This window comes from Arthrobacter sp. BE255 (assembly GCF_031457335.1).
Taxonomy (GTDB): Bacteria; Actinomycetota; Actinomycetes; order Actinomycetales; family Micrococcaceae; genus Arthrobacter.
The window spans coordinates 172,312-195,852 of record NZ_JAVDWK010000001.1 but is presented as its reverse complement, the minus strand read 5'-3'; the positions used below and the strand labels follow the sequence as shown (position 1 = coordinate 195,852).

Genomic DNA, 23,541 nt, shown 5'->3' with positions numbered 1-23,541 from the left:
GCTGAAAAGCCTTAGACGCGGCGGCGCTTCGGCGGACGGCAGCCGTTGTGCGCTGCGGGGGTGACGTCCTGGATGGAGCCAACCTCGAGGCCAGCGGCCTGCAGCGAGCGGATTGCGGTCTCGCGTCCGGAGCCCGGTCCCTTGACGAAAACGTCAACCTTGCGCATGCCGTGCTCCTGCGCACGCTTGGCAGCGGCTTCGGCAGCCATCTGGGCAGCGAACGGGGTGGACTTGCGCGAGCCCTTGAAGCCAACCTCACCTGAGGAAGCCCAAGAGATAACAGCGCCGTTCGGATCCGTGATGGAAACGATGGTGTTGTTAAACGTGCTCTTGATGTGCGCCTGGCCAAGCGCGATATTCTTCTTGTCCTTCTTACGCGGCTTGCGAACCGCGCCACGAGTCTTCGGGGGCATTATTTCTCCTACAGAAAGTTATCGGGGAAAGGCGGGTTAATCCCTCAGGGATTAACGAGCCTTCTTCTTGCCGGCGACGGTACGCTTCGGGCCCTTGCGGGTACGTGCGTTGGTCTTCGTACGCTGTCCGCGTACGGGCAGGCCCTTGCGGTGGCGCAGGCCTTCGTAGCTGCCGATTTCAACCTTGCGGCGGATATCTGCTGCTACTTCGCGGCGAAGGTCACCCTCAACCTTGTAGTTGCCTTCAATGTAGTCACGCAGCTCAACCAGCTGGGCATCGGTGAGGTCCTTAACGCGGACGTCAGCACTGATGCCAGTGGCAGCCAGGGTTTCGTGTGCACGGGTCTTACCCACGCCGTAGATGTAAGTAAGCGCAATTTCCAACCGCTTTTCGCGGGGAATGTCTACGCCAGCGAGACGAGCCATAGTGGCAGTACTCCTTGAATAAACCGGAGGTCGTAGGCAGTACACCCGTACGTTCCGTACGGCCCCAGCCTCCGACCGGGGGTTAGCTGTCCGGGCTCAATACGTCCCAGTTCAGCTTGTGCTGCCTTTTATTTACTTGCGTGGGTTAGCAACCCAGGATTTCCTTCAAAGAAGGAAATTAGCCCTGGCGCTGCTTGTGGCGCGGGTTCTCGCAGATCACCATGACCCGGCCATTACGGCGGATCACTTTGCACTTTTCGCAGATCTGCTTGACGCTCGGCTTGACCTTCATGGCATTCCTTTGCGTGTAACAGTTGGTCAACTGGAGCAGCGCTCAGCGTGCGCTGAAGCTGCCCAGCAATTTACTTGTAGCGGTAGACGATACGACCCCGAGTGAGGTCATAAGGGCTCAGTTCCACCACTACCCGGTCCTCAGGGAGAATCCTGATGTAGTGCTGGCGCATCTTGCCTGAGATGTGTGCCAGAACGATGTGCTTGTTGGTGAGCTCAACGCGAAACATCGCGTTGGGCAGCGCCTCAGTCACAACGCCCTCGATCTCAATGACCCCGTCCTTCTTGGCCATACCCTCCGCTAACTGTTGTTGCCGCAGCCCTGCCGGATTGCACCGGACATGACCACGAACGTTTTTGTTGGATCGGTTGTCCCCTCAGGCCCCAAACAGGGCACAGCTGGGCAGACAACCAACAGACAACACTACGCCACTTTGCGGCGAAAGTTAAATCCAGCAATGCTAGCGCATTCCTGCGCCGTACGCACCATAGTCACCGGCCGGAGTGGTGACGGCTTCCGCGCTGGCCACGCCGTCCAGGATGGCCAGGCGTACGACGTCGGCTCCAGCACTCTGCAGCGTGATGAGGCTTAACTGCCGGGCAGTTTCGGTGCTGCGGTCCAGGGCCACGGCGCCGGTGGAGAGACAGAAGACCGTGTCGCCGTCGGCCAGGGTATGGGACGGGTTCAGCGCCCGGGCCAGCCCGGCGTGCGCCGCGGAGGCTGTCCGCTTGCACTCGGCCACATCCAAGACAGCGTTGGTGGCCACGACGACGAGCGTGGTGTTCAGTCCTTGTGGTTCCGGCCCCGCCGGGGCCGCAACCCTCGGCGTGCTAGGTCGTGCCTCGCTTTTACGCACGCTGCCGGGTTCCAGCCCCGTCGGCTCGGTGCCAGACTCACCACCAATATCACTCACCACGTACGGCAGTCCGAGCGCGTTCACTATTGCCAGGGCGCCGACAACGACTCCGTTGTCCAGCGTGACCGAGGCCGTGCCCACCCCGCCCTTGAACGTCCTGCCGAGCACCGCACCGGTGCCGGCGCCCACATTGCCGCGGCCGACGTCGTGCCCTTCCGGTAGCGCTGCGGCGGCGGCTGTTGCCGCGTAACCCATGCCGGCGTCGGGCCGCGCGCTGAAGTCACCGCCGCGGCCGAGGTCGAAGATTGCGGCAGCGGGAACGATGGGCACCACTCCCCCGGTCACTGCGAAGCCGCGGCCGTGTTCCTCACACCAGCGCTGGGCTCCGTGGGCGGAAGCCAGCCCGTAGGCGCTGCCGCCGGTGAGGACCACGGCGTCCACGGTGGAGACCAGCGTGGTGGGATCCAGCGCATCGGTTTCATGCGTGCCGGGGCCACCGCCCCGGACATCCACGGAGCCCACCGTCCCCGGCGGCGGCAGCACAACCGTTACGCCGCTCAGCCAGCCGTCCGAAGTCTTCTGCTCGTGGCCCACCCGGATCCCCGGCACATCAGTAATGGCTCCCATAGGCTCCATTGTGCCCCCACCCCCGTACCAGCAGGGATCTTTCAGGCGACGGGCTGGATGCCAGCCGACACGCAAATTCCCTGTCGACGCCCGTATTCGGGTGTCGCCAGGGAATTTCCGTGTCGCGGAGGAAGATGCGTGTCGCCTACGGGATGGGCACCGGGGTGACGCCGAGCGGAACCAGGTGCTCCGCGCCGCCGTCGGGAGCGGAGAGAACCCAGATCCCCTTCTCGTGGACCGCAACCGAGTGCTCCCACTGGCAGGAACGCTTGCCGTCCGTGGTCACCACAGTCCAGTCATCCTCCAGCACGGCCGTATCGATGCTGCCGCGGACCAGCATGGGTTCAATGGCAAGGCACAGGCCCGGACGGATCTTCGGGCCGCGGTGGCTGGTGCGGTAGTTCAGGACGTCGGGGGCCATGTGCATTTCCGAGCCGATCCCGTGGCCGACGTAGTCCTCGAGGATGCCCAGCGGCTTGCCGGGGACCGACGATACGTAGTCGTCGATGGCCGCGCCGATGTCTCCTACATGGCTGCCGGACGCCAGCGCGGCGATGCCACGCCACATGGCGGCCTGTGTGACGTCGGACAGGCGCTGGTCCTCGGGGTCTGCCTGCCCCACGATGACGGTGCGGGCCGAGTCGGAGTGCCAGCCGTCCACGATGGCTCCGCCGTCGATCGAGATGATGTCGCCGTCGTTGAGGACGCGGCCGCCGGGGATCCCGTGCACCACTTCCTCATTGACGGACGTGCAGATGGTGGCCGGGAAGCCGTGGTACCCGAAGAAGTTGGACTTGGCGCCGGCTTCGTTCAGGACCGCGGCGAAGACGTCGTCCAGGTGCTTGGTGGTCACCCCGGGCACCGCTGCGGCGACGGCCGCGTCCAGCGCACGGCTCAGGACCAGGCCCGCCTCGTGCATGGTGCGCATCTGGGCGTTGGTCTTGTATTCGATACGGGGCTGGCCGAAAGCCATGGTGTGTCCTTTCAATGGCTGAGGCCCCTCCCGGAATCCGGGAGGAGCCTCGAATAACTGTTGCCGGGATCAGGCGGCCTGGGCTGCCTTGATGGCCTGCATGACGCGGTCGGTGACCTCGTCGATGCCGCCGATGCCGTCCACCTGGGTCAGGATGCCGCGTTCGGCATACTTGGCCACAACGGCTTCGGTCTGCTCGTGGTACAGGTCCAGGCGGTGGCGGATGACGGCTTCGTTGTCGTCGCTCCGGCCCGTTTCCTTGGCCCGGCCGAGCAGCCGGTGCACGAGTTCCTCGTCGTCGGCCGTGAGCTGCAGGACGACATCGAGCTTCTCTTCGCCCTTGGCGAGGATCTCGTCGAGGTAGTCCACCTGCGCGGTGGTGCGCGGGTAACCGTCGAGCAGGAAGCCGCTTTCGACGTCGGCCTCGCTCAGGCGGTCACGCACCATCTTGTTGGTGACGCTGTCCGGCACGAAATCGCCGGCGTCCATGTACTTCTTGGCCTCGACGCCCAGCGGCGTCTCACCCTTGACGTTGGCACGGAAGATATCGCCGGTGGAGATCGCAACGACGCCGAGGCGTTCGGAGATCCGTTCCGCCTGCGTTCCCTTGCCCGAACCCGGAGGTCCAATAATTAGCATTCTCGTCATCGCAAAAGCCCTTCGTAGTGACGTTGTTGTAGCTGCGCGTCAATCTGCTTGACCGTTTCCAGGCCCACACCCACCATGATCAGGATCGACGTGCCACCGAACGGGAAGTTCTGGTTCGCGTTGATCAGGACCAGGGCGACGAGCGGGATCAATGCCACAAAGCCCAGGTAGAGGGCGCCGGGCAGGGTGATCCTGGAAAGGACGTACTGCAGGTAGTCCGCTGTCGGCTTGCCAGCCCGGATGCCCGGGATGAAGCCGCCGTACTTCTTCATGTTGTCGGAGACCTCTTCAGGGTTGAAGGTGATCGCGACATAGAAATAGGTGAAAAAGACAATCATGGCGAAGTAGAGAGCCATGTAGATCGGGTGGTCACCGCGGGTGAGGTTGTTGTTGATCCACTCCACCCAAGGGGCTAGCTGCTCGCCCTGCTTGGGCTGGTTGAACTGCGCAATCAGGCCCGGCAGGTACAGCATGGAGGACGCGAAGATCACGGGGACCACGCCGGCCATGTTGACCTTGATGGGGATATACGTGCTGGTGCCGCCCACCGTGCGGCGTCCAATCATCCGCTTGGCGTATTGCACCGGGACGCGGCGCTGGGACTGCTCCACGAAGACCACCAGGGCGACAGTCACCAGGCCGATGGCCAGGACCATAAAGAACGTGCCAGGACCCTGCGAGGTCCAGATGGCGCCCAGCGAGGTGGGGAAGCCTGCGGCGATCGAGGTGAAGATCAGCAGCGACATGCCGTTGCCCACACCCTTTTCGGTGACGAGCTCGCCCATCCACATGATCAGGCCGGTGCCGGCCGTCAGCGTGATGATGATCAGGATCGTGGTGATCACGCTGGCATCCGGAATGATGTCCAGCGCACAGCCCGGCAGGAGCTGGCCCGAACGCGCCAGCGACACCAGCGTCGTGGCGTTGAGCAGGCCCAGTGCGATGGTGAGGTACCGCGTGTACTGCGTCAGCTTGGACTGCCCGGAGGCGCCCTCTTCGTACAGCTGCTGGAACCGGGGAATGACCACCCGGAGCAGCTGCACGATGATGCTGGCAGTAATGTACGGCATGATGCCCAGCGCGAAGATGGACACCTGCAGCAATGCACCGCCGCTGAACAGGTTAACGAGCTGGTAGAGCCCGCCTGCGGTCTGACCGTTCTGCAAGCATTGCTGGACATTCTGGTAGTTCACACCAGGCGAGGGAATGAAGGCACCCAAGCGGAAGATGGTGATGATTCCCAGCGTGAACAACAACTTGCGTCGCAGATCAGGCGTGCGAAAGGCCCGGCCAAATGCGCTAAGCAAGCGTCCTCCTGTGTTGTAAATAAAGAGTGGTGTGATGGGGCTCAATAAATCCCAACAACCGAGTCTAACGGGTGTATGCGCGATGCGAACAATCCGCAGGTGCGCGCGTGCGCCGGCCGGTCGGAAATGGTCGGCTGGCGGATGTGAAAAAACTCCCGGTCTTCGGAGCCGGGGGGCTCTGCAGACCGGGAGTTCACAACGGGCGTTCGCCCACCGCCTCGTTAGAGGGCGGTGGTGCTTCCGCCTGCTGCAACAATCTTTTCAGCGGCGCTGGCCGAGAATGCGTGGGCGGTGACGTCAACCTTGACGGTGATGTCGCCGGTGCCAAGCACCTTGACGGGCTGGTTCTTGCGAACGGCACCCTTTTCGACCAGGTTCTCCACGGTGACTGCGCCACCTTCCGGGAACAGCTCGTTGAGCTTGTCCAGGTTTACAACCTGGAACTCAACCCGGAACGGGTTCTTGAAGCCGCGCAGCTTCGGCAGGCGCATGTGCAGCGGCAGCTGGCCGCCGGCAAAGCCAGCCTTGATCTGGTAGCGGGCCTTCGTACCCTTGGTACCGCGACCGGCGGTCTTACCCTTGGAACCTTCACCACGACCAACGCGGGTCTTGGCGGTCTTGGCACCCGGGGCGGGACGCAGGTGGTGAACCTTCAGGGCGTTCTGCTTCTCAGCAGTGGCGCTCTGTGCCTTTTCGGCGGTTTTCTTCTCTGCCATTTACTTCGCCTCCTCTACCTTTACCAGGTGCGGAACCGTGTTGAGCATGCCAACGGTCACGGCGTCGGCGGTGCGGACAACGGTGTGTCCGATCCGCTTCAGGCCGAGGGACCGAAGGGTGTCGCGCTGGTTCTGCTTGCCGCCAATGACGGACTTGATCTGAGTGATCTCCAACTGGACGTCGGAGGGAGTCAGGTTCTTAGCCATAACTTAGACACCCGCCTTCTGGTTCAGGAGAGCCTTCACCATTGCCGGCGGAGCAACCTCGTCGAGGGGCAGGCCGCGGCGTGCTGCCACTGCTGCCGGCTCTTCGAGGCGCTTCAGGGCATCAACGGTCGCGTGAACGATGTTGATGGCGTTGGAGGAACCGAGCGACTTGGAGAGGATGTCGTGGATGCCCACGCACTCCAGTACTGCACGGACCGGACCGCCGGCGATAACACCGGTACCGGCGGAAGCCGGACGCAGCATTACGACGCCGGCAGCAGCCTCACCCTGAACGCGGTGGGGAATGGTGTTGCCAATGCGGGGAACGCGGAAGAACGACTTCTTGGCCTCTTCAACGCCCTTCGCGATTGCGGCAGGAACTTCCTTAGCCTTGCCGTAGCCAACGCCGACCATACCGTTACCGTCACCAACGACGACCAGTGCGGTGAAGCTGAAGCGACGACCACCCTTGACCACCTTGGAAACGCGGTTGATGGTGACAACGCGCTCTACGAACTGGCTCTTCTCAGCTTCACGGCCGCCGTCGCGGCCGCCACGGCCACCACGGTCGCCGCGGCCCTGGCCACGGTCTCCACGCTCGCCACGACGAGCGCCACCACGGCGGTCGTCGGCAGCAGCGGGAGCAGTGGTCTCAGTGGCCGGAGCAGCTACGGCTTCAGTCGCCTTCTGATCTGCAGACACAGTGTCCTTTTCCTTGTTTGCTTCCGTCACAGTGACAGCCCACCTTCACGTGCGCCGTCAGCGACGGCGGCGATCCGGCCGTGGTACTTGTTACCACCGCGGTCGAAGACAACAGCTTCGATACCGGCAGCCTTCGCACGCTCGGCGACGAGCTCGCCAACGCGCTTGGCCTTGGCAGTCTTGTCACCGTCGAATGCACGAAGGTCGGCTTCCAGAGTGGACGCGCTCGCTACGGTCAGGCCCTTGGTGTCATCGACAACCTGGACGAATACGTGGCGTGCGGAACGGTTGACGACCAGACGAGGACGTACAGCCGTACCGGAGATGCGCTTGCGGATACGAAGCTGGCGGCGGCTGCGCGAAGCAGACTTGCTCTTGTTCGTACGCTTCTTGTTAATTGAGATGGCCATGGTTACTTACCAGCCTTTCCGACCTTGCGGCGGATGACTTCGCCGGCGTAACGGATGCCCTTGCCCTTATAGGGGTCCGGCTTCCGCAGCTTGCGAATGTTGGCAGCAACCTCGCCGACCTGCTGCTTGTTGATACCTGAAACAGAGAGCTTGGTCGGGGTCTCAACTGCAAAGGTGATGCCGTCCGGTGCGGTGACATTTACCGGGTGGCTGTAGCCGAGAGCGAACTCAAGGTCAGATCCCTTGGCCTGAACGCGGTAACCAGTACCAACGATTTCAAGCTTCTTCTCGTAGCCCTTGGTAACGCCCTCGATCATGTTGGAGATCAGGGTGCGTGTCAGGCCGTGGAGTGAACGGGAGGCGCGCTCGTCGTTCGGGCGGGCGACAGTCAGGGTCTCTGCTTCCAGGGAAACCTCGATCGGGCTGGCCACAGTGTGGTTCAGCTCGCCTTTGGCACCCTTGACGCTGACGACAGAGCCGTCAACCTTGACCTCAACGCCGGCAGGAACGGTGATGGGGAGACGTCCAATACGTGACATTATTCTCTTCCTTTCCCGTTACCAGACGTAAGCGAGGACTTCGCCGCCCACGCCCTTCTTGCCGGCCTGCTTGTCAGTCAAGAGGCCGGAAGAGGTGGACAGGATTGCGACACCCAGGCCACCGAGCACGTGCGGCAGGTTGGTGGACTTTGCGTAAACGCGCAGTCCCGGCTTGGAAATACGACGAACGCCAGCGATTGAACGCTCGCGGTTCGGACCGAACTTGAGCTCGAGGGTCAGCTTCTTGCCAACCTCAGCGTCTTCTTCTTTCCAGGAGGCGATGTAACCTTCAGCCTTCAGGATGTCGGCAACGCGTGCCTTGAGCTTGCTGTACGGCATGGTCACGGAATCGTGGTATGCCGAGTTTGCATTGCGCAGACGCGTAAGCATGTCTGCGACAGGATCTGTCATTGTCATTTTGGGCTCTTGCCCTTCCTCATAACGGTTTCCTCGCTGCTGCCAAAAGCCTCAGCGAAGGACCTGTTACGTAGTTAGATTAGTCTTCGGCCTTGAACGGGAAGCCAAGCGCCTTCAGCAGCGCGCGGCCTTCGTCATCGGTCTTGGCAGTGGTAACAACCGTGATGTCCATACCGCGGACGCGGTCGATGGAATCCTGGTCGATTTCGTGGAACATAACCTGCTCGGTCAGACCGAAGGTGTAGTTGCCGTTGCCATCGAACTGCTTGCCGCTGAGGCCGCGGAAGTCGCGGATACGGGGCAGAGCCAGCGTGACGAGGCGATCCAGGAATTCCCACATGCGGTCTCCACGCAGGGTAGCGTGTGCGCCGATGGGCATGCCTTCGCGCAGCTTGAACTGTGCGATCGACTTGCGGGCCTTGGTTACCTGCGGCTTCTGGCCGGTGATCAGGGTCAGATCGCGGACAGCGCCGTCGATCAGCTTGGAGTCCTTGGCGGCATCTCCAACACCCATGTTCACAACGACCTTCACCAGGCGGGGAACCTGGTTGACGTTCTCGTACTTGAATTCCTCAATAAGCGTGCTCTTGATGGAATCGGCGTACTTGGTCTTCAGACGAGGAACGATCTTCGTTGCCGGAGTCTCGAGAGTCTCAGTCATTAGATGTCCTTCCCGGAGCTCTTGGCCACGCGTACGCGCACTTCGCGCTTCACGCCATTGCGCTCAACGGTCTCGGTGCGGAAACCTACGCGGGTGGGCTTCTTGGTGGACGGGTCAACCAGAGCCACGTTGGAGATGTGGATCGAAGCTTCTACGACCTCGATGCCACCGGTCTTGGTGCCGCGCTGCGACTGACCGACCTTGGTGTGCTTGGTTACGCGGTTAATGCCTTCAACCAACACGCGGTTGGTCTCCGGGAATACGCGCAGAACCTTGCCCTGCTTGCCTTTGTCGCCGCCGCGCTCAGCCTTGGCGCCAGTGATGACCTGAACGAGGTCACCCTTTTTGATCTTAGCCATGGACTAGAGCACCTCCGGAGCCAGAGAAACGATCTTCATGAACTTCTTGTCACGGAGTTCACGACCAACCGGTCCGAAGATACGGGTACCGCGGGGGTCACCGTCAGCCTTCAGGATCACAGCTGCGTTCTCGTCAAACTTGATGTAGGAACCATCCGCACGGCGGCGTTCCTTCTTGGTACGGACGATGACTGCCTTGACAACATCGCCCTTCTTTACGTTGCCGCCCGGAATTGCGTCCTTGACGGTAGCGACGATGACGTCGCCAATGCCTGCGTAGCGACGGCCAGATCCACCGAGAACGCGAATGGTAAGGATTTCCTTAGCACCCGTGTTGTCGGCGACCTTGAGTCGCGACTCCTGCTGAATCACTATTTACTCCTTGCGTCGCGCTGGTTCTCAGACCGAAAATCTTCCTACGGAATGAGCCTTGCGGAACGGTTGATCGGGGTGTCTCTTGACCTGCCTGGATTTTGCCAGACCAGGCCTAAACGCCAGTGCCAAAAACATTTGCTTCCCAGGCGGATTGGACGCAGTCCAAGCGCAAGGGGGCACTATGCCGTGGCACGATTGTTTACGAGGTTTGATGACGGCGCACAAAAGGCGCCATACAAACTCAATATCCTAGCACAGACCGGGGCAGTCCCCCATATCACAAGGCGGCGGTCCCTGCCCACTCGCCAGGCAGCGCACGACGGCGTCACGCAGGGCACGCTTTCGGCGCACCATCGGTGCCGCTCCCCCGCCAAACCGGCCCGCCGCCGTCGTACGTTCCCCAGAACCGTGCTCCCCGTGACGCCCGGCGGCACGTCGGCCAAAAAGAGGAAACCCCCGCTCCCAAAGGGAACGGGGGTTTCCGGTACAGCGGCTGTTGCCAGCGGTGCTGCAGGTGTTACTTGGCCTTCTCGAGGATCTCCACGAGCCGCCAGTTCTTCGTGGCGGACAGCGGGCGGGTCTCGGCGATGACAACCAGGTCGCCGATGCCGGCGATGTTCTCTTCGTCGTGAGCCTTGACCTTGGAGGTACGGCGGATGACCTTGCCGTACAGGGCGTGCTTCACGCGGTCTTCAACCTGGACAACGATGGTCTTCTCCATCTTGTCCGAAACCACGTAGCCGCGACGCGTCTTGCGGTAACCGCGCTGCTCAGCCGTAGCTGCCGTAGCAGTTTCCGTCACGTTCTCGTCCTTTTCACTCACTTGGCATCCTCCTCGGTCTCAACCGTTTCAGCCTTTTCGGCCTTCTTGGTTGTTGCCTTCTTGGACTTCTTTTCTTCCTTGGCTTCCACAACCGGTGCGGCAACCTCGGCACGAATGCCCAGCTCGCGTTCACGGAGAACGGTGTAGATGCGTGCGATGTCCTTCTTTACCGCGCGCAGACGACCGTGGTTCTCCAGCTGGCCGGTGGCGGACTGGAAACGCAGGTTGAACAGCTCTTCCTTAGCCTTGCGAAGTTCTTCAACGAGACGCTCGTTGTCGAAACCGTCCAGCTGTGCGGGAGCGAGTTCCTTGGATCCTACTGCCATTTCTATTCACCACCTTCGCGACGCAGAATGCGTGCCTTCAACGGGAGCTTGTGGATTGCCAGGCGCAGGGCCTCGCGTGCCACCGATTCTTCGACACCGGAGATCTCAAAGAGAACCCGGCCCGGCTTGACGTTGGCGACCCACCATTCCGGCGAACCCTTACCGGAACCCATGCGGGTTTCGGCAGGCTTCTTGGTCAGGGGACGGTCCGGGTAGATGTTGATCCAGACCTTACCGCCACGCTTGATGTGGCGGGTCATCGCGATACGTGCAGACTCGATCTGACGGTTGGTAACGTATGCCGGGCTCAGGGCCTGGATGCCGTACTCACCGAAGGAGACCTTGGTGCCGCCCGTAGCAGCGCCGGAACGACCCGGGTGGTGCTGCTTACGGTGCTTGACTCGACGTGGGATAAGCATTTAAGCCTGTCCTCCTTCTACTGCAGCAGGTGCAGCCTCAACTGCCGGAGCCTCTGCAGCGGGAGCTGCTTCGGCGGCCGGACGGTCGGTACGACGGCGGCGGTCACCACGGTCAGCACCGCCCGGGCGGCCCGGACGGTCGCTGGCGCCGCGGCCACGGGACGGAGCAGCAGCTGCCTGCTGAGCCAGTTCCTTGGCGGTGACGTCACCCTTGTAGATCCAGACCTTCACGCCGATGCGGCCGAAGGTGGTCTTGGCCTCGTAGAAGCCGTAGTCGATGTTCGCGCGGAGGGTGTGCAGGGGCACACGGCCTTCGCGGTAGAACTCCGAGCGGGACATTTCAGCGCCACCCAGTCGACCCGAGCAGGCGATACGGATGCCCTTGGCACCTGCACGCTGCGCGGACTGCATGGCCTTCTTCATCGCACGGCGGAATGCCACGCGGGAAGTCAGCTGCTCAGCAACGCCCTGGGCAACAAGCTGTGCTTCCATCTCGGGGTTCTTGACCTCGAGGATGTTCAGCTGGACCTGCTTGCCGGTGAGCTTTTCGAGCTCGCCGCGGATGCGGTCTGCTTCAGCGCCGCGGCGGCCGATGACGATGCCCGGGCGTGCCGTGTGGATGTCCACGCGGACACGGTCACGGGTGCGCTCGATTTCGACCTTGGCGATACCGGCGCGCTCCATGCCAACAGACATGAGCTGGCGGATACGGATGTCTTCGCGAACGAAGTCCTTGTACCGCTGTCCGGCCTTGGTGCTGTCAGCGAACCAGTGCGATACGTGATCGGTGGTGATGCCGAGTCGGAACCCGTGCGGGTTTACTTTCTGTCCCACTTAGCGAGCCTCCTCTTTCTCCGGGGTAGCGACTACCACGGTGATGTGGCTGGTGCGCTTCTTGATCTGAAATGCACGACCCTGGGCACGCGGCTGGAACCGCTTCATGGTCGGGCCTTCATCAACAAACGCTTCGCTGATGATGAGGTCACCTTCGTCAAACGCCACGCCGTCGCGGTCCGCGAGGACCCGGGCGTTGGAGATTGCCGACTGAACTACCTTGAATACCGGCTCAGAAGCTGCCTGGGGGGCAAACTTCAGAATTGCCAGAGCCTCGTTCGCTTGCTTACCACGAACAAGGTTGACGACGCGCCGGGCCTTCATAGGCGTTACGCGGATGTGACGCGCAATTGCCTTGGCTTCCATTGCTTTCCTTCTCTCGTCTTTGACGTAAGTGCAGGCGCCTAGCGGCGCTTGCCCTTACGGTCGTCCTTGACATGGCCGCGGAATGTCCGCGTGGGAGCGAATTCGCCGAGCTTGTGCCCGACCATCGACTCGGTGACAAACACCGGGATGTGCTTGCGTCCGTCATGTACGGCGATCGTGTGCCCGAGCATGTCGGGGATGATCATCGAACGGCGGGACCAGGTCTTGATGACGTTCTTGGTGCCCTTTTCGTTTTCCCTGGCTACCTTCACAAAGAGGTGCTGGTCAACGAAAGGACCTTTTTTCAGGCTGCGTGGCATGTGTCCAGGCTCCTATCGCTTGTTCTTGCCAGTACGACGGCGACGAACAATAAGCTTGTCGCTCTCTTTGTTGGGGCGGCGGGTGCGGCCTTCACGCTTACCGTTGGGGTTGACGGGGTTACGTCCACCGGACGTCTTACCCTCACCGCCACCGTGCGGGTGGTCAACCGGGTTCATGGCTACACCACGGACGGTCGGGCGGACGCCCTTCCAGCGCATGCGGCCAGCCTTACCCCAGTTGATGTTCGACTGCTCAGCGTTGCCGACCTCGCCGACCGTGGCGCGGCAGCGCACGTCAACGTTGCGGATTTCGCCGGAAGGCAGTCGCAGCTGGGCGAAGCGGCCTTCCTTGGCAACAAGCTGGATCGATGCGCCGGCGGAGCGGCCCATCTTGGCGCCGCCACCCGGACGCAGTTCAACTGCGTGGATTACGGTACCCACCGGGATGTTGAGCAGGGGCAGGTTGTTACCGGGCTTGATGTCAGCACCGGGACCTGCCTCAACTACGTCACCCTGGGAGAGCTTGTTCGGGGCGATGATGTAACGCTTGGTGCCATCAACGAAGTGCAGGAGGGCGATGCGAGCCGTGCGGTTCGGATCGTACTCGATTTCGGCAACGCGGGCGTTGACGCCGTCCTTGTCGTGGCGACGGAAGTCGATCAGACGGTACTGGCGCTTGTGGCCACCACCCTTGTGACGGGTCGTGATCTTACCGGTGTTGTTACGGCCGCCCTTTTTGGGCAGCGGACGTACCAACGACTTTTCCGGCGTCGACCGCGTGATTTCGGTGAAGTCCGCTACGCTCGAGCCACGACGGCCCGGGGTAGTCGGCTTATATTTACGGATTCCCATAATTTATTTCCTCGTTAAAGTGGTCTCCGCTACGCGAGCGGACCGCCGAAGATGTCGATAGTGCCTTCTTTGAGGGTGACAATCGCACGCTTGGTGTTCTTGCGGGTACCCCATCCGAATTTGGTGCGCTTGCGCTTACCGGCACGGTTGATGGTGTTGATCGAGTCGACCTTGACGGAGAAGATTTTCTCCACGGCCAGCTTGATCTCGGTCTTGTTCGAGCGGGGGTCCACCAGGAAGGTGTACTTTCCCTCATCGATCAGGCCGTAGCTCTTTTCCGATACGACGGGTGCAAGCACGACGTCGCGCGGGTCCTTGATGGTGGCTGCACTCACTTGGCATCCTCCTCGTTCTTTGCAGCCTTGTCAGCAACGAATGCTTCGTAGGCAGCCTTGGTGAAGACTACGTCGTCAGAAACGAGAACGTCGTAGGTGTTCAGCTGGTCTGCGTACAGAACGTGAACAGCCTCGAGGTTGCGCACGGACAGTGCTGCAACATCGTTGGCGCGCTCAATGACAACGAGCAGGTTCTTGCGCTCGGAGACGCCGCGCAGCGTTGCCAGTGCTTCTTTGGAGGACGGCTTGGAGCCGGCAACCAGGTCAGCAACGACGTGGATGCGTCCGTTGCGGGCGCGGTCAGACAGTGCGCCGCGCAGTGCAGCAGCAATCATCTTCTTGGGGGTGCGCTGGCTGTAGTCACGCGGTGTGGGACCGTGGACAACGCCACCACCGGTCATGTGAGGAGCACGGATTGAACCCTGACGGGCGCGGCCGGTGCCCTTCTGCTTGAACGGCTTGCGGCCTGCACCGGAAACTTCGGCGCGGGTCTTGGTCTTGTGGGTACCCTGGCGAGCAGCAGCGAGCTGTGCAACGACGACCTGGTGCAGCAGCGGCACGTTGGTCTGAACGTCGAAGATCTCTGCAGGCAGGTCAACCTTGACAGTGTTAGCCATTGAACTAGGCTCCCTTCACGGCGGTGCGTACGAGTACGACCTGGCCGCGGGCGCCGGGAACGGCACCCTTGATCAGGAGCAGCGACTTCTCGACGTCAACAGCGTGAACGGTGAGGTTCAGCGTGGTGTGACGAACGGCGCCCATGCGGCCGGCCATTTTCATGCCCTTGAAGACGCGGCTCGGGGTGGATGCGCCACCGATTGAACCGGGCTTACGGTGGTTCTTGTGGGCACCGTGGGAAGCTCCAACGCCGTGGAAGCCGTGACGCTTCATAACACCGGCGAAGCCCTTACCCTTGGTGGTGCCGATGACGTCGATCTTCTGGCCGGCTTCGAAGAGCTCAACAGAAAGCTCCTGGCCCAGCTCGTAAGAGTCAGCATCTGCAGTGCGCAGTTCGACGACGTGGCGGCGAGGCGTGACGCCTGCCTTTTCAAAGTGACCAGCCAGCGGCTTGGTGACCTTGCGGGGATCGATCTGGCCGTAGCCGATCTGAACGGCGACGTAGCCATCGGTCTCTGCGTTGCGCAGCTGCGTGATGACGTTCGAATCTGCCTGGACCACAGTGACGGGGATGAGCTTGTTGTTCTCGTCCCAGACCTGGGTCATGCCGAGCTTCGTGCCCAGCAGGCCCTTTACGTTACGGGTTGCGGTCATAGTCTCTCAGCACCTCCCTACAGCTTGATTTCGATGTTCACGTCGGCCGGCAGGTCGAGACGCATAAGCGAGTCAACAGCCTTCGGCGTGGGATCGATGATGTCGATAAGACGCTTGTGCGTGCGCATTTCAAAGTGCTCGCGGCTGTCCTTGTACTTGTGGGGAGAGCGGATTACGCAGTAAACGTTCTTCTCCGTCGGCAGCGGCACGGGGCCAACTACCGTTGCGCCTGCGCGCGTGACCGTCTCAACGATCTTCCGTGCTGAAACGTCAATGACCTCGTGGTCATATGACTTCAGCCGGATGCGGATTTTTTGTCCCGCCATGTCGCCTGACTCTCTTTCAGTAAATGCTGCTCTGTTTACTTACCTGTTGTATGTGGCTGCCGAAGCATTTGAAGTCTTAACTACCACCCGCCGCACAAACTGAATCCGGATGAATCCGGGTTCCTCACCTTGCCGGCGTAACCGACCCCCGCGGTCGGGCGTGTCGCGATTTTCACGCATACAAGTCCGCAGTTCCATGGGGAGTGGGTTATGTTTGGTCTTCAACTTGGACCCTGACACCCGGCATTATCCGGATCGGGACACGAAGAAGCGCTTGAACAACTCATCTAGTATGCCGGATATTATCGGCAGAAGCGAATCTGCTTTTGCTTTGCCCCTCCCGGATCATTGCCTTCGGCAACCTGCGAATGGATGATGGGGGCATGACGGTCGAAAATGCTCCTTCCGTACGCGATCTCGCCGGCCGGCTGCCGCCGTCCTTTACGTTGGGCGTTGCCGCAGCCGCGTTCCAGATTGAGGGGGCCCTGGCCGAGGACGGCCGTGGACCTTCCGGCTGGGATGCCTTTGTGGAGAAGCCCGGGAGCATCATGGACGGCCACTCCCCCGCGGTGGCCTGCGACCACTACAACCGGTTCCCCGAGGACATCGCACTCATGCGTGAGCTGGGCATCGATTCGTACCGTTTCTCCCTTTCCTGGCCCCGGATCCAGCCGGACGGCCGCGGCGCCATCAACAGCCAGGGCCTGGACTTTTACGACCGGCTGATCGACCAGCTCCTCGAGGCGGGCATCTCTCCGATGGCCACCCTGTATCACTGGGACACCCCACTGCCGTTGGAGCACGCCGGCGGCTGGATGAACCGGGCCACTGCCGAACGGTTTGCGGAGTACTGCGCGGTGGCCGGGAAGCGCTTCGGCGACCGCGTCGCCCAGTGGGTGACGCTGAACGAGCCCGTTTCAGTAACACTGAACGGCTATGCCCTGGGCGTCCATGCGCCCGGCAGGGCCCTCATGTTCGATGCCCTGCCGTCGATCCATCACCAGCTGCTGGCCCACGGCCTGGGCGTGCAGGCGCTCCGTGCCGCCGGCGTCACGGGCGGTGTGGGCGTGACCAACCTGCACTCACCGGTGCGCCCCGCCAGCAGGAAGTTCGGCGACCGGCACGTCGCTAAGCTGTACGACCTGCTGATGAACCGGATCTACGCCGACCCTGTCCTGCTGGGACGGTACCCCAAGCTCCCCCTGGTGGCACGGCCCTGGCTTCGATCCATCGGGAAACTTTCAGATGCTGACCTCAAGACCATTCATCAGCCGCTGGACTTCTACGGCCTCAACTACTACTTCCCCGTGAAGGTGGCCATGAGCCGCGGCATCACTCCCATTCCCGCCGACACCCACAAGGCCGTGGCGCGGCTGCCGTTCCACGAAGTGGGATACCCGGAATATGGGACCACGGGATTCGGGTGGCCGGTCGCCCCTGCCCATCTTGGCGTCCTGCTCGCCGAACTCCGCGACCGCTACGGGGACGCGCTGCCGCCGGTCTACATCACCGAAAGCGGGGCCAGTTTCCCGGAGCCGGACCGGGTCAGCGGCCGCCTCCAGGACGGGCGCCGGGTGAAATACATCGCGGACCATTTGCGGCAGGCCTTGGACGCAACGGCCCCCGGCGGAATTGCCGAAGGCGTTGACCTTCGTGGCTACTACGTCTGGACGCTGATGGACAATTTCGAATGGGCGGCGGGCTACTCGCAGCGCTTCGGGCTGGTCCATGTGGATTTCGAGACGCAGGAGCGGACCCCCAAAGAGTCCTTCTACTGGTACCAGGCCCTGAGCAGGGAGCGGAAAAGGCAGTCCGGCTGAACGCAGGGCAGCCACTGCTCGCAAAGGCAGGCAGGGGCCCAGTATTTTGGCGCTGCCCTTACTGGTTCTTTTTTGCCCGGTTGATGCGTTTGGCGCGGTCGATCTCATTCCTGAAATACTTCTTCGCCCAAAAAACTCCGGCAACAATGGCAACCACGACAGCCAGGAAAATTAGCCATTCCATGATGCGCTCCTCTCGATGCAAGCAACAGTATCAGTGCTTGCTGAACGGCTTCCCGCTCTCCGGCCGGTCAGGTGACGGCTGCCCGGCCGGCGGCTGAACCGCCGGTTTCTCCACGGCCGTCCCGCGGTTCAGCCGCCAGACTGCGACCCCGATGAGCCCGACGGCGATCAGCGCCAGGAGGGCGAAGGTGTACTGGCGCATCGCCCAGAGAATGCAGGCCGCCACTCCGGCCGCTCCCCACCAGACAAACAGCCTGTCCCCCAGCCCCAGGCCGCCGAGCAGGAGCCCGGCGAACAGGACAAGCACCCACAGTTGCTGGCTCCCGGTTCCGGCAAACACAACGCCCAGTCCGCTCAGTGTGAGCAGCCCTGCCGCAGCCCCCGCCAGGACCCTCCCGGCGCTCCGCTGTCCCGAAGCGAAGCGCAGTGCGGCCAGGGCGGCGCCGGCGAGCACGTACCACTGGGCTGCCCAGAACGGGTCCGGCAGGCCCCTGGAAAGCCGGTAGTTCAGGCCATACTGCCCGTCCAGCTCAAAGATGGCTGCCCGCTGCACCGCTGCCAGCACCAGCACAAAACCGGCCTCGGCCACGACCCGGCGCACCGTTCCCGGCGCCTCGTTGCAGGCGACACCCACAGCCACGGCCAGAACAATAGCCGCTGCCCACGCCGTCGTGTCGGGCCGCATACCGGCCAGTGCGACCAGGCAGAGCCCGGCGAAGGCAGCTCCAGCCAGCGTCCAGCGGCGCACGGCGTCAACTGTGAGCTGTCCGCGACGGTACAGCCGTGCGGAGTACAGCCCCACTGCTGCCAGGCCGGTCCCGCAAAGCCAGGGCAAATACGTGCCCCATGCGCCCGGAACGTCCTCGAATATCGAGTCGCCGAGCGTTGAGCCGCCGGCCAGGACAGCCAGGGACGCCGGCGCGTACAGCCAGGGCAGCCCCTCCACATGCGAGGCAGCGAAGCACACCGTGGCCAGGACCAGCAGCGCGGCCCCAAGCACCCAGTCCGATGCCAGCGGTGCTACAGACAGGGCTGCCACAGAGAAAGATCCCGCCGCGGCAAGCCACAGCCAGTGCTCCACATCCGCCACGGGCACGTTCCGTCCGCGCCGCAGCACACCGGCGCCGGAGGCGAGCAACGCCATGCCCAGGAGCACCGCCGCCGTCCCGGTGTAGTCCAGCACGGGAGCCGCCAGGAACGCCGTGGTGCCCGGCTGGCCGGCGTTGGCAAAGCTGACCACCGGGCCCAGTGCCAGGACGCCGAACAACAGCGCGTAGACCCCGAAGTAGAGGGAGCCGCGTGCCGCGAAGAACCGGCTGGCCACGACGGCCGAGACCAGCAGCAAAACCAGCTCCAGGAGCACCGCCCAGCGTCCGCCGTCGCCGTCGGAAAGCCTTCCCCAGCCGCCCCGCGCCTGCCAGGCGTAGGCCAGCGGAAGCAGAGCCTGGCCGGCCAGGGTGATCCAGACAGCCGCCTGCTGGAAGGGGACCTCAGCCAGCCGCGAACGCATGATCCAGCGGACGCCGTGCTGCGCGGCAAGGACAAAGGCGAAGGTCACTGAGACCGCCGTCGGAGAGGCTGTGACGTCGTAACTGAGGACAGCAGCGAGGGCCGCCGTGAGCAGCCTTGCTGCTGCAAAATACCAGCCCTTCCGGGCCGGCTGGCCGGATGCCACCACCATGACCGCAGCGAACACGGCATAGATGCCCAGAAGCCCTTCAACAACCACGAGCTCACCGCGGCTGAACACCAACAGCAGAGCCAACGACGACGGCGCAAACCAGACCGCGGTGCCGCTCGACCTGAAGACGTACCCCGCCGCCGTCGAGGATAGTGCGGTCACGGCAGCGGCGACGGTTGCCTGCCATCCGTCCGGCTCCGTGGTCAGCAGCGCCGCGGACGCAGACAGCTGGAGCAACAGTACGACGCCGGGATCCACCAAGACTCCCCGCGGGGCCTTTTCCCGGGCTGCGGCGGCCATCGGGAACACTAATTGGATGGCCAGGAAGAGGACCAGCACCGTGGCATGTTGGATTTCTTCGCCCGCAATGATCGTTGGTCCGGCCTCATCCTGGAGAAGATCAAAAGCGGTCAGCACCAGCACCGAAGCCGCCAGGCGTCCGAGCCACCAGTAGGTCCAGCGATGCTGCCGCACGCGCATAAGGACGCCGGAGGCGACCAGGTAGCCCAGCACCAGCAGCAGGGCGACGTTCCCGGCTGCCTGGCCCACAGCCAGGAATGCCACCGGGACACACAGCGTGGAGGCCGCCAGCGGCAGGGCCTCCCACACGGTTGCATTCCACTCAAGCTCACTCTCCGGCCTTGGCACAACGAACATGCCGATCGACAGCGCGGACAGGAGCTGGATGATGACGGCAACCCAGACCCACCCGTGCCCAGGCGTTGTGTCAAGGAGCACCAGCAGGACAACCATGGCAAGTCCGGCGGCTCCGAAGCCGCCAAGCGTGGCCTCCGGGGCCAGGGACGTGGCTCCTGAACGCTCCAGGATCGCCGAGAACGCCTGCTGGCACACCAGTGCCACCAGCAAGCCGAAAACTGAGGCGATGATGCGGTCCGGGCCGTTGCCTATTGCCGCAGCGACAGTGAACGGTACGGCCAAGGTGACCGATATCCGGGCGCCGAGCGCCAGGTTCCGCCGCAGCAGGCCCACCGCAAAAAAGGCGCGGGCAGTCCAGAAGAGGAACGCCAGTGTCAGCATGATTGCCACGGGCCAGGGCCCCATCGCATCGCCAAGCACCCCGGCGAGGAGCAGAGACGCCACCGGAGCCCACTCTGCTGGCCCGCCCAGTCGGGCGGCCAGAACAAAACTGGTGGCCAGGGCCACGGCCACGGGCATCCACAGGGGAACGTCGCCCACCTGGCCGGGCGTCCCGTACCGGAAGAACTCAGCGGACAGGGCGAGGCTGGCATACACCAGCGTGACGAGCACCTGGATGCTGAACGTGGACACCGCGTCCACGAGCCACCGATGCTGCCGGGTACCCGAGGACGCTTCGGGCCGGTTCTGCGGAGTTTCGGGTTGGGGGAACCATTCGCTCAGCCGGGCAGCCGCGAAAGCCACGGCCACTCCCTGGACAGCGAGAAATCCTGCCGCGGCCAGAAAGGCATCACTCCCCCGGCCGGTCAGGTGCCAGATTTCGACGGCGGCGGCCAGCGTCAGGGATATCCGCGCCGCGTAGAAGTTGGCAAGCCGGAGACTGGTCCCGGGCACTGCCGCCAGCAGACCAAAGTAGCAACCGCACACGGCCATGATGAGCGCGTATTCGGCGTTGTCCAGCAGCAGCGGAACGCACGTGGCAACCGCTGCGACGGCCGGCACCACCAAGGGGTGCAGCACCATCAGGGGCCGCGCATAGACCGGAGGCAGCCAGCCGGGCCGGACCAGGGCCAGCAGAGTGAGCACGACCGCCACACCGATCAGGGAAGCGAAATACCAGACCAGGGCGCCGCCCAGGACTGAGACCCCGGACCACGCCGTCGATGCCACGAAGGTCAGCGACAGATAAACCAGCACACGGCTCTCGAGGCGGACTGCCGCAGCCACGTACGCCACGGTGCCAACCAATGAGGTGATCAGCCAGGCCGTGGGGCCATGGTGGAAGGCGAAGTTGTACAGGGCCAGTCCGGTGACGGGAACCAGGGCCAGGCCGGTACCGGCAAACGCCACGGCTGCTGGCCGCAGGCGTGGCGCCCGGGCGTGAAGGACAAACCCCGCGGCATAGAACGCGGCCGTTACAACGCAGACTCCGGCGAAGCGAAGCATGGGAGGAAGGCTCGTACCGATGAAGAGTGCAGCTGCGGCGACCAGGAGGAGGCTGGCCACGTAAAGCGTGATGTTGATGTTCTGTCTGTCCCGCTTCTCCCGCCGTGCCTGCCGTTCTGCCGGCGTCTCAACCTGCTGCGGAGCGGCGAAGCGGACAGGCGGCGGCACCGGGCGGTCAACGTGGGCTACCGGTGCCTGCCGGGCGACTGGCAGCCCGGACGCCGGCCCGGGCTCGATGAGGGCACCAATATTGTGGACCGCAGAGAGATCCGGAGAAACCGTGGGAACCACTAACGGCGGCGGAACCGGCGCCGGCGGGCTGGTGGCCTGCCGGGAGGCCTCCACTTTTGCCATGGCGTCCAGCCACCCCTGCAGGTGGCCGGCGCGATAACCCGCTTCATAAGATTCGTCCGGCATGATGAACCCTCTCCGATGGGCAGGATGACCCCTACCCAATTAATCCATTGATTGGATTAATTGTAGCAAAGAACAGCCCCGCTGCACTAGCAGCGGGGCTGATCCAAACTTCTCGTCAGGCCGTCAGACGGCCGTGCCGATCAGCGGGATCAACAAGAATTACTTGATGATCTTGGTAACGCGTCCTGAACCAACGGTGCGGCCGCCTTCGCGGATTGCGAAGCCGAGGCCCTCTTCCATTGCGATCGGCTGGATGAGCGCAACGGTCATCTCGGTGTTGTCGCCAGGCATAACCATTTCCGTGCCTTCCGGCAGGGTGATAACGCCGGTTACGTCCGTGGTGCGGAAGTAGAACTGCGGGCGGTAGTTGGAGTAGAACGGGTTGTGACGTCCGCCTTCGTCCTTGGAGAGGATGTAGACGTTAGCCTCGAAGTCGGTGTGCGGGGTGATGGAACCCGGCTTGACGACAACCTGGCCACGCTCTACGTCATCGCGCTTCAGACCGCGGAGCAGGAGGCCACAGTTCTCGCCGGCCCATGCTTCGTCGAGCTGCTTGTGGAACATCTCGATACCGGTAACCGTGGTCTTCTGGACCGGGCGGATGCCGACGATCTCGACCTCGGAGTTGATGGCGAGGGTTCCACGCTCGGCGCGGCCCGTTACAACGGTGCCACGGCCGGTGATCGTGAAGACGTCTTCGATCGGCATCAGGAACGGCTTGTCACGGTCACGTACGGGGTCCGGAACGGACTCGTCAACGGCTTCCATGAGGTCCTCAACGGACTTGACCCAGATGGGGTCGCCTTCGAGGGCCTTCAGGCCGGAAACGCGAACAACGGGAGCGTCGTCGCCATCGAAGCCCTGAGCGGAAAGCAGCTCACGAACTTCCATTTCAACGAGGTCCAGCAGTTCTTCGTCATCAACCATGTCCGACTTGTTCAGCGCAACCAGCAGGTAGGGAACGCCAACCTGGCGGGCGAGCAGAACGTGCTCGCGGGTCTGAGCCATCGGGCCGTCAGTGGCGGCAACCACGAGGATTGCACCGTCCATCTGTGCAGCACCGGTGATCATGTTCTTGATGTAGTCAGCGTGACCCGGAGCGTCTACGTGTGCGTAGTGGCGCTTCTCGGTCTGGTACTCAACGTGGGAGATGTTGATGGTAATGCCGCGCTGACGCTCTTCGGGAGCAGAGTCAATAGACGCGAAGTCGCGCTGCTCGTTGAGAGTCGGGTACTTGTCGTACAGCACCTTGGAAATGGCGGCCGTCAACGTCGTCTTACCGTGGTCAACGTGACCAATGGTGCCGATGTTAACGTGCGGCTTAGTCCGCTCGAACTTTGCCTTTGCCACAGGTTCCTCCTAGAACGTTTTCAAATGACTTACCCTTCAACCGCGCTTGTCGCGGCAGAAACTCAGGCAAGTCTACTTGGGGGGCTTTGGATTGGTGAAATTGCAGATTCAGGAACTAATACTAGTCCCTCGAGCCTGTTCGTGCAGGTGGCCGGAATCCGGTCAGGACCGGGACCCGGCCACCTG

At 62.7% G+C, this 23,541-nt stretch carries 32 protein-coding genes; 1 reads left to right on the top strand and 31 read right to left on the bottom strand.

Going from position 1 to position 23,541, the window contains the following annotated elements; all coding sequences use genetic code 11:
* Positions 1 to 11: 11 nt before the first annotated feature.
* The 28 genes from rpsK to rpsJ all read right to left on the bottom strand — a co-directional run bounded on the left by rpsK (position 12) and on the right by rpsJ (position 15,801).
* Positions 12 to 413, bottom strand: coding sequence for a 30S ribosomal protein S11 (gene rpsK / locus J2X42_RS00965; protein ID WP_018769149.1), 402 nt, complete (start codon positions 411 to 413; stop codon positions 12 to 14).
* Between the two features lie 51 nt (positions 414 to 464).
* Positions 465 to 839 carry a 30S ribosomal protein S13 gene (gene rpsM / locus J2X42_RS00960; RefSeq protein ID WP_003803743.1) on the bottom strand — a complete coding sequence of 125 codons (375 nt, stop codon included), beginning with the start codon at positions 837 to 839 and terminating at the stop codon, positions 465 to 467.
* A 178-nt stretch (positions 840 to 1,017) separates the two neighbouring features.
* Positions 1,018 to 1,131 carry a 50S ribosomal protein L36 gene (rpmJ, locus tag J2X42_RS00955; protein ID WP_009358722.1) on the bottom strand — a complete coding sequence of 38 codons (114 nt, stop codon included), beginning with the start codon at positions 1,129 to 1,131 and terminating at the stop codon, positions 1,018 to 1,020.
* 70 nt (positions 1,132 to 1,201) lie between these two features.
* A complete protein-coding gene (gene infA, locus J2X42_RS00950) occupies positions 1,202 to 1,423 on the bottom strand; it encodes a translation initiation factor IF-1 (protein WP_009358723.1) in 222 nt (73 codons plus the stop codon).
* A 168-nt stretch (positions 1,424 to 1,591) separates the two neighbouring features.
* Positions 1,592 to 2,614 (bottom strand): P1 family peptidase, encoded by a 1,023-nt coding sequence (locus J2X42_RS00945; protein WP_310161254.1) that lies wholly within the window; start codon positions 2,612 to 2,614, stop codon positions 1,592 to 1,594.
* A gap of 145 nt (positions 2,615 to 2,759) precedes the next feature.
* The gene (map, locus tag J2X42_RS00940; protein ID WP_310161252.1) at positions 2,760 to 3,587 is read right to left on the bottom strand and encodes a type I methionyl aminopeptidase; all 828 of its coding nucleotides are present in this window, start codon (positions 3,585 to 3,587) and stop codon (positions 2,760 to 2,762) included.
* Positions 3,588 to 3,656: 69 nt separating this feature from the next.
* The gene (locus tag J2X42_RS00935) at positions 3,657 to 4,226 is read right to left on the bottom strand and encodes an adenylate kinase (protein WP_207307663.1); all 570 of its coding nucleotides are present in this window, start codon (positions 4,224 to 4,226) and stop codon (positions 3,657 to 3,659) included.
* A gap of 5 nt (positions 4,227 to 4,231) precedes the next feature.
* On the bottom strand, positions 4,232 to 5,542 hold the full coding sequence (gene secY, locus J2X42_RS00930) for a preprotein translocase subunit SecY (protein ID WP_310161250.1): 1,311 nt from the start codon (positions 5,540 to 5,542) through the stop codon (positions 4,232 to 4,234).
* Positions 5,543 to 5,763: 221 nt separating this feature from the next.
* Positions 5,764 to 6,258 (bottom strand): 50S ribosomal protein L15, encoded by a 495-nt coding sequence (gene rplO / locus J2X42_RS00925; RefSeq protein WP_310161249.1) that lies wholly within the window; start codon positions 6,256 to 6,258, stop codon positions 5,764 to 5,766.
* Complete coding sequence (gene rpmD / locus J2X42_RS00920) at positions 6,259 to 6,465, bottom strand: 50S ribosomal protein L30 (protein ID WP_310161247.1); 207 nt, start codon at positions 6,463 to 6,465, stop codon at positions 6,259 to 6,261.
* A 3-nt stretch (positions 6,466 to 6,468) separates the two neighbouring features.
* A complete protein-coding gene (gene rpsE, locus J2X42_RS00915) occupies positions 6,469 to 7,197 on the bottom strand; it encodes a 30S ribosomal protein S5 (protein ID WP_066293261.1) in 729 nt (242 codons plus the stop codon).
* The gene (gene rplR, locus J2X42_RS00910) at positions 7,194 to 7,577 is read right to left on the bottom strand and encodes a 50S ribosomal protein L18 (protein ID WP_079596676.1); all 384 of its coding nucleotides are present in this window, start codon (positions 7,575 to 7,577) and stop codon (positions 7,194 to 7,196) included. Before rplR ends, rpsE begins: the two co-directional genes overlap by 4 nt.
* A gap of 2 nt (positions 7,578 to 7,579) precedes the next feature.
* Positions 7,580 to 8,116: a 50S ribosomal protein L6 gene (gene rplF / locus J2X42_RS00905; RefSeq protein ID WP_056344361.1), complete on the bottom strand. Its 537-nt coding sequence runs from the start codon at positions 8,114 to 8,116 to the stop codon at positions 7,580 to 7,582.
* 18 nt (positions 8,117 to 8,134) lie between these two features.
* Complete coding sequence (rpsH, locus tag J2X42_RS00900; RefSeq protein WP_018773673.1) at positions 8,135 to 8,533, bottom strand: 30S ribosomal protein S8; 399 nt, start codon at positions 8,531 to 8,533, stop codon at positions 8,135 to 8,137.
* Positions 8,534 to 8,612: 79 nt separating this feature from the next.
* Positions 8,613 to 9,194 (bottom strand): 50S ribosomal protein L5, encoded by a 582-nt coding sequence (gene rplE / locus J2X42_RS00895; protein ID WP_066293276.1) that lies wholly within the window; start codon positions 9,192 to 9,194, stop codon positions 8,613 to 8,615.
* A complete protein-coding gene (rplX, locus tag J2X42_RS00890; protein ID WP_131131304.1) occupies positions 9,194 to 9,553 on the bottom strand; it encodes a 50S ribosomal protein L24 in 360 nt (119 codons plus the stop codon). Before rplX ends, rplE begins: the two co-directional genes overlap by 1 nt.
* A gap of 3 nt (positions 9,554 to 9,556) precedes the next feature.
* Complete coding sequence (gene rplN / locus J2X42_RS00885; protein WP_024366126.1) at positions 9,557 to 9,925, bottom strand: 50S ribosomal protein L14; 369 nt, start codon at positions 9,923 to 9,925, stop codon at positions 9,557 to 9,559.
* A gap of 520 nt (positions 9,926 to 10,445) precedes the next feature.
* The gene (gene rpsQ, locus J2X42_RS00880) at positions 10,446 to 10,751 is read right to left on the bottom strand and encodes a 30S ribosomal protein S17 (RefSeq protein ID WP_066293283.1); all 306 of its coding nucleotides are present in this window, start codon (positions 10,749 to 10,751) and stop codon (positions 10,446 to 10,448) included.
* Complete coding sequence (rpmC, locus tag J2X42_RS00875; RefSeq protein ID WP_131131303.1) at positions 10,748 to 11,077, bottom strand: 50S ribosomal protein L29; 330 nt, start codon at positions 11,075 to 11,077, stop codon at positions 10,748 to 10,750. The genes rpsQ and rpmC overlap by 4 nt, the downstream gene beginning before the upstream one ends.
* Before the next feature lie 2 nt (positions 11,078 to 11,079).
* Positions 11,080 to 11,496: a 50S ribosomal protein L16 gene (gene rplP / locus J2X42_RS00870; protein ID WP_013601829.1), complete on the bottom strand. Its 417-nt coding sequence runs from the start codon at positions 11,494 to 11,496 to the stop codon at positions 11,080 to 11,082.
* Entirely contained in the window at positions 11,497 to 12,330 is an 834-nt protein-coding gene (gene rpsC / locus J2X42_RS00865; protein WP_131131302.1) for a 30S ribosomal protein S3, read from the bottom strand.
* Complete coding sequence (rplV, locus tag J2X42_RS00860; protein ID WP_003803798.1) at positions 12,331 to 12,696, bottom strand: 50S ribosomal protein L22; 366 nt, start codon at positions 12,694 to 12,696, stop codon at positions 12,331 to 12,333.
* 38 nt (positions 12,697 to 12,734) lie between these two features.
* Positions 12,735 to 13,016 (bottom strand): 30S ribosomal protein S19, encoded by a 282-nt coding sequence (gene rpsS, locus J2X42_RS00855; RefSeq protein ID WP_003803803.1) that lies wholly within the window; start codon positions 13,014 to 13,016, stop codon positions 12,735 to 12,737.
* 12 nt (positions 13,017 to 13,028) lie between these two features.
* Complete coding sequence (gene rplB, locus J2X42_RS00850) at positions 13,029 to 13,868, bottom strand: 50S ribosomal protein L2 (protein WP_131131301.1); 840 nt, start codon at positions 13,866 to 13,868, stop codon at positions 13,029 to 13,031.
* 29 nt (positions 13,869 to 13,897) lie between these two features.
* Positions 13,898 to 14,203 (bottom strand): 50S ribosomal protein L23, encoded by a 306-nt coding sequence (gene rplW, locus J2X42_RS00845; protein WP_066293292.1) that lies wholly within the window; start codon positions 14,201 to 14,203, stop codon positions 13,898 to 13,900.
* A complete protein-coding gene (rplD, locus tag J2X42_RS00840; RefSeq protein WP_131131300.1) occupies positions 14,200 to 14,820 on the bottom strand; it encodes a 50S ribosomal protein L4 in 621 nt (206 codons plus the stop codon). Before rplD ends, rplW begins: the two co-directional genes overlap by 4 nt.
* A 4-nt stretch (positions 14,821 to 14,824) precedes the next feature.
* Entirely contained in the window at positions 14,825 to 15,475 is a 651-nt protein-coding gene (gene rplC / locus J2X42_RS00835) for a 50S ribosomal protein L3 (protein WP_056626643.1), read from the bottom strand.
* 17 nt (positions 15,476 to 15,492) lie between these two features.
* The gene (gene rpsJ, locus J2X42_RS00830; RefSeq protein ID WP_003803825.1) at positions 15,493 to 15,801 is read right to left on the bottom strand and encodes a 30S ribosomal protein S10; all 309 of its coding nucleotides are present in this window, start codon (positions 15,799 to 15,801) and stop codon (positions 15,493 to 15,495) included.
* Positions 15,802 to 16,184: 383 nt separating this feature from the next.
* Between rpsJ and J2X42_RS00825 the strand changes: the two genes are divergently transcribed.
* The gene (locus J2X42_RS00825; RefSeq protein WP_310161229.1) at positions 16,185 to 17,621 is read left to right on the top strand and encodes a GH1 family beta-glucosidase; all 1,437 of its coding nucleotides are present in this window, start codon (positions 16,185 to 16,187) and stop codon (positions 17,619 to 17,621) included.
* A 58-nt stretch (positions 17,622 to 17,679) separates the two neighbouring features.
* Here the strand turns inward: J2X42_RS00825 and J2X42_RS00820 are convergent, their stop codons facing one another.
* The 3 genes from J2X42_RS00820 to tuf all read right to left on the bottom strand — a co-directional run bounded on the left by J2X42_RS00820 (position 17,680) and on the right by tuf (position 23,355).
* Positions 17,680 to 17,805 (bottom strand): hypothetical protein, encoded by a 126-nt coding sequence (locus J2X42_RS00820; protein ID WP_269449497.1) that lies wholly within the window; start codon positions 17,803 to 17,805, stop codon positions 17,680 to 17,682.
* 30 nt (positions 17,806 to 17,835) lie between these two features.
* Positions 17,836 to 22,005, bottom strand: a complete 4,170-nt coding sequence (locus J2X42_RS00815) for a hypothetical protein (RefSeq protein ID WP_310161226.1) — start codon at positions 22,003 to 22,005, stop codon at positions 17,836 to 17,838.
* Between the two features lie 159 nt (positions 22,006 to 22,164).
* Positions 22,165 to 23,355 (bottom strand): elongation factor Tu, encoded by a 1,191-nt coding sequence (gene tuf / locus J2X42_RS00810; RefSeq protein ID WP_131131298.1) that lies wholly within the window; start codon positions 23,353 to 23,355, stop codon positions 22,165 to 22,167.
* Positions 23,356 to 23,541 lie beyond the last annotated feature (186 nt).

Bases quoted from the DNA above. Each gene is read 5' to 3' on its own strand.
- rpsK (WP_018769149.1), bottom strand. From the start codon at position 413: ATGCCCCCGAAGACTCGTGGCGCGGTTCGCAAGCCGCGTAAGAAGGAC.
- rpsM (WP_003803743.1), bottom strand. From the start codon at position 839: ATGGCTCGTCTCGCTGGCGTAGACATTCCCCGCGAAAAGCGGTTGGAA.
- rpmJ (WP_009358722.1), bottom strand. From the start codon at position 1,131: ATGAAGGTCAAGCCGAGCGTCAAGCAGATCTGCGAAAAGTGCAAAGTG.
- infA (WP_009358723.1), bottom strand. From the start codon at position 1,423: ATGGCCAAGAAGGACGGGGTCATTGAGATCGAGGGCGTTGTGACTGAG.
- J2X42_RS00945 (WP_310161254.1), bottom strand. From the start codon at position 2,614: ATGGGAGCCATTACTGATGTGCCGGGGATCCGGGTGGGCCACGAGCAG.
- map (WP_310161252.1), bottom strand. From the start codon at position 3,587: ATGGCTTTCGGCCAGCCCCGTATCGAATACAAGACCAACGCCCAGATG.
- J2X42_RS00935 (WP_207307663.1), bottom strand. From the start codon at position 4,226: ATGCTAATTATTGGACCTCCGGGTTCGGGCAAGGGAACGCAGGCGGAA.
- rplO (WP_310161249.1), bottom strand. From the start codon at position 6,258: ATGGCAGAGAAGAAAACCGCCGAAAAGGCACAGAGCGCCACTGCTGAG.
- rpmD (WP_310161247.1), bottom strand. From the start codon at position 6,465: ATGGCTAAGAACCTGACTCCCTCCGACGTCCAGTTGGAGATCACTCAG.
- rplR (WP_079596676.1), bottom strand. From the start codon at position 7,577: ATGGCCATCTCAATTAACAAGAAGCGTACGAACAAGAGCAAGTCTGCT.
- rplF (WP_056344361.1), bottom strand. From the start codon at position 8,116: ATGTCACGTATTGGACGTCTCCCCATCACCGTTCCTGCCGGCGTTGAG.
- rpsH (WP_018773673.1), bottom strand. From the start codon at position 8,533: ATGACAATGACAGATCCTGTCGCAGACATGCTTACGCGTCTGCGCAAT.
- rplE (WP_066293276.1), bottom strand. From the start codon at position 9,194: ATGACTGAGACTCTCGAGACTCCGGCAACGAAGATCGTTCCTCGTCTG.
- rplX (WP_131131304.1), bottom strand. From the start codon at position 9,553: ATGGCTAAGATCAAAAAGGGTGACCTCGTTCAGGTCATCACTGGCGCC.
- rpmC (WP_131131303.1), bottom strand. From the start codon at position 11,077: ATGGCAGTAGGATCCAAGGAACTCGCTCCCGCACAGCTGGACGGTTTC.
- rplP (WP_013601829.1), bottom strand. From the start codon at position 11,496: ATGCTTATCCCACGTCGAGTCAAGCACCGTAAGCAGCACCACCCGGGT.
- rplV (WP_003803798.1), bottom strand. From the start codon at position 12,696: ATGGAAGCCAAGGCAATTGCGCGTCACATCCGCGTAACGCCTATGAAG.
- rpsS (WP_003803803.1), bottom strand. From the start codon at position 13,016: ATGCCACGCAGCCTGAAAAAAGGTCCTTTCGTTGACCAGCACCTCTTT.
- rplB (WP_131131301.1), bottom strand. From the start codon at position 13,868: ATGGGAATCCGTAAATATAAGCCGACTACCCCGGGCCGTCGTGGCTCG.
- rplD (WP_131131300.1), bottom strand. From the start codon at position 14,820: ATGGCTAACACTGTCAAGGTTGACCTGCCTGCAGAGATCTTCGACGTT.
- rplC (WP_056626643.1), bottom strand. From the start codon at position 15,475: ATGACCGCAACCCGTAACGTAAAGGGCCTGCTGGGCACGAAGCTCGGC.
- rpsJ (WP_003803825.1), bottom strand. From the start codon at position 15,801: ATGGCGGGACAAAAAATCCGCATCCGGCTGAAGTCATATGACCACGAG.
- J2X42_RS00825 (WP_310161229.1), top strand. From the start codon at position 16,185: ATGACGGTCGAAAATGCTCCTTCCGTACGCGATCTCGCCGGCCGGCTG.
- J2X42_RS00820 (WP_269449497.1), bottom strand. From the start codon at position 17,805: ATGGAATGGCTAATTTTCCTGGCTGTCGTGGTTGCCATTGTTGCCGGA.
- J2X42_RS00815 (WP_310161226.1), bottom strand. From the start codon at position 22,005: ATGCCGGACGAATCTTATGAAGCGGGTTATCGCGCCGGCCACCTGCAG.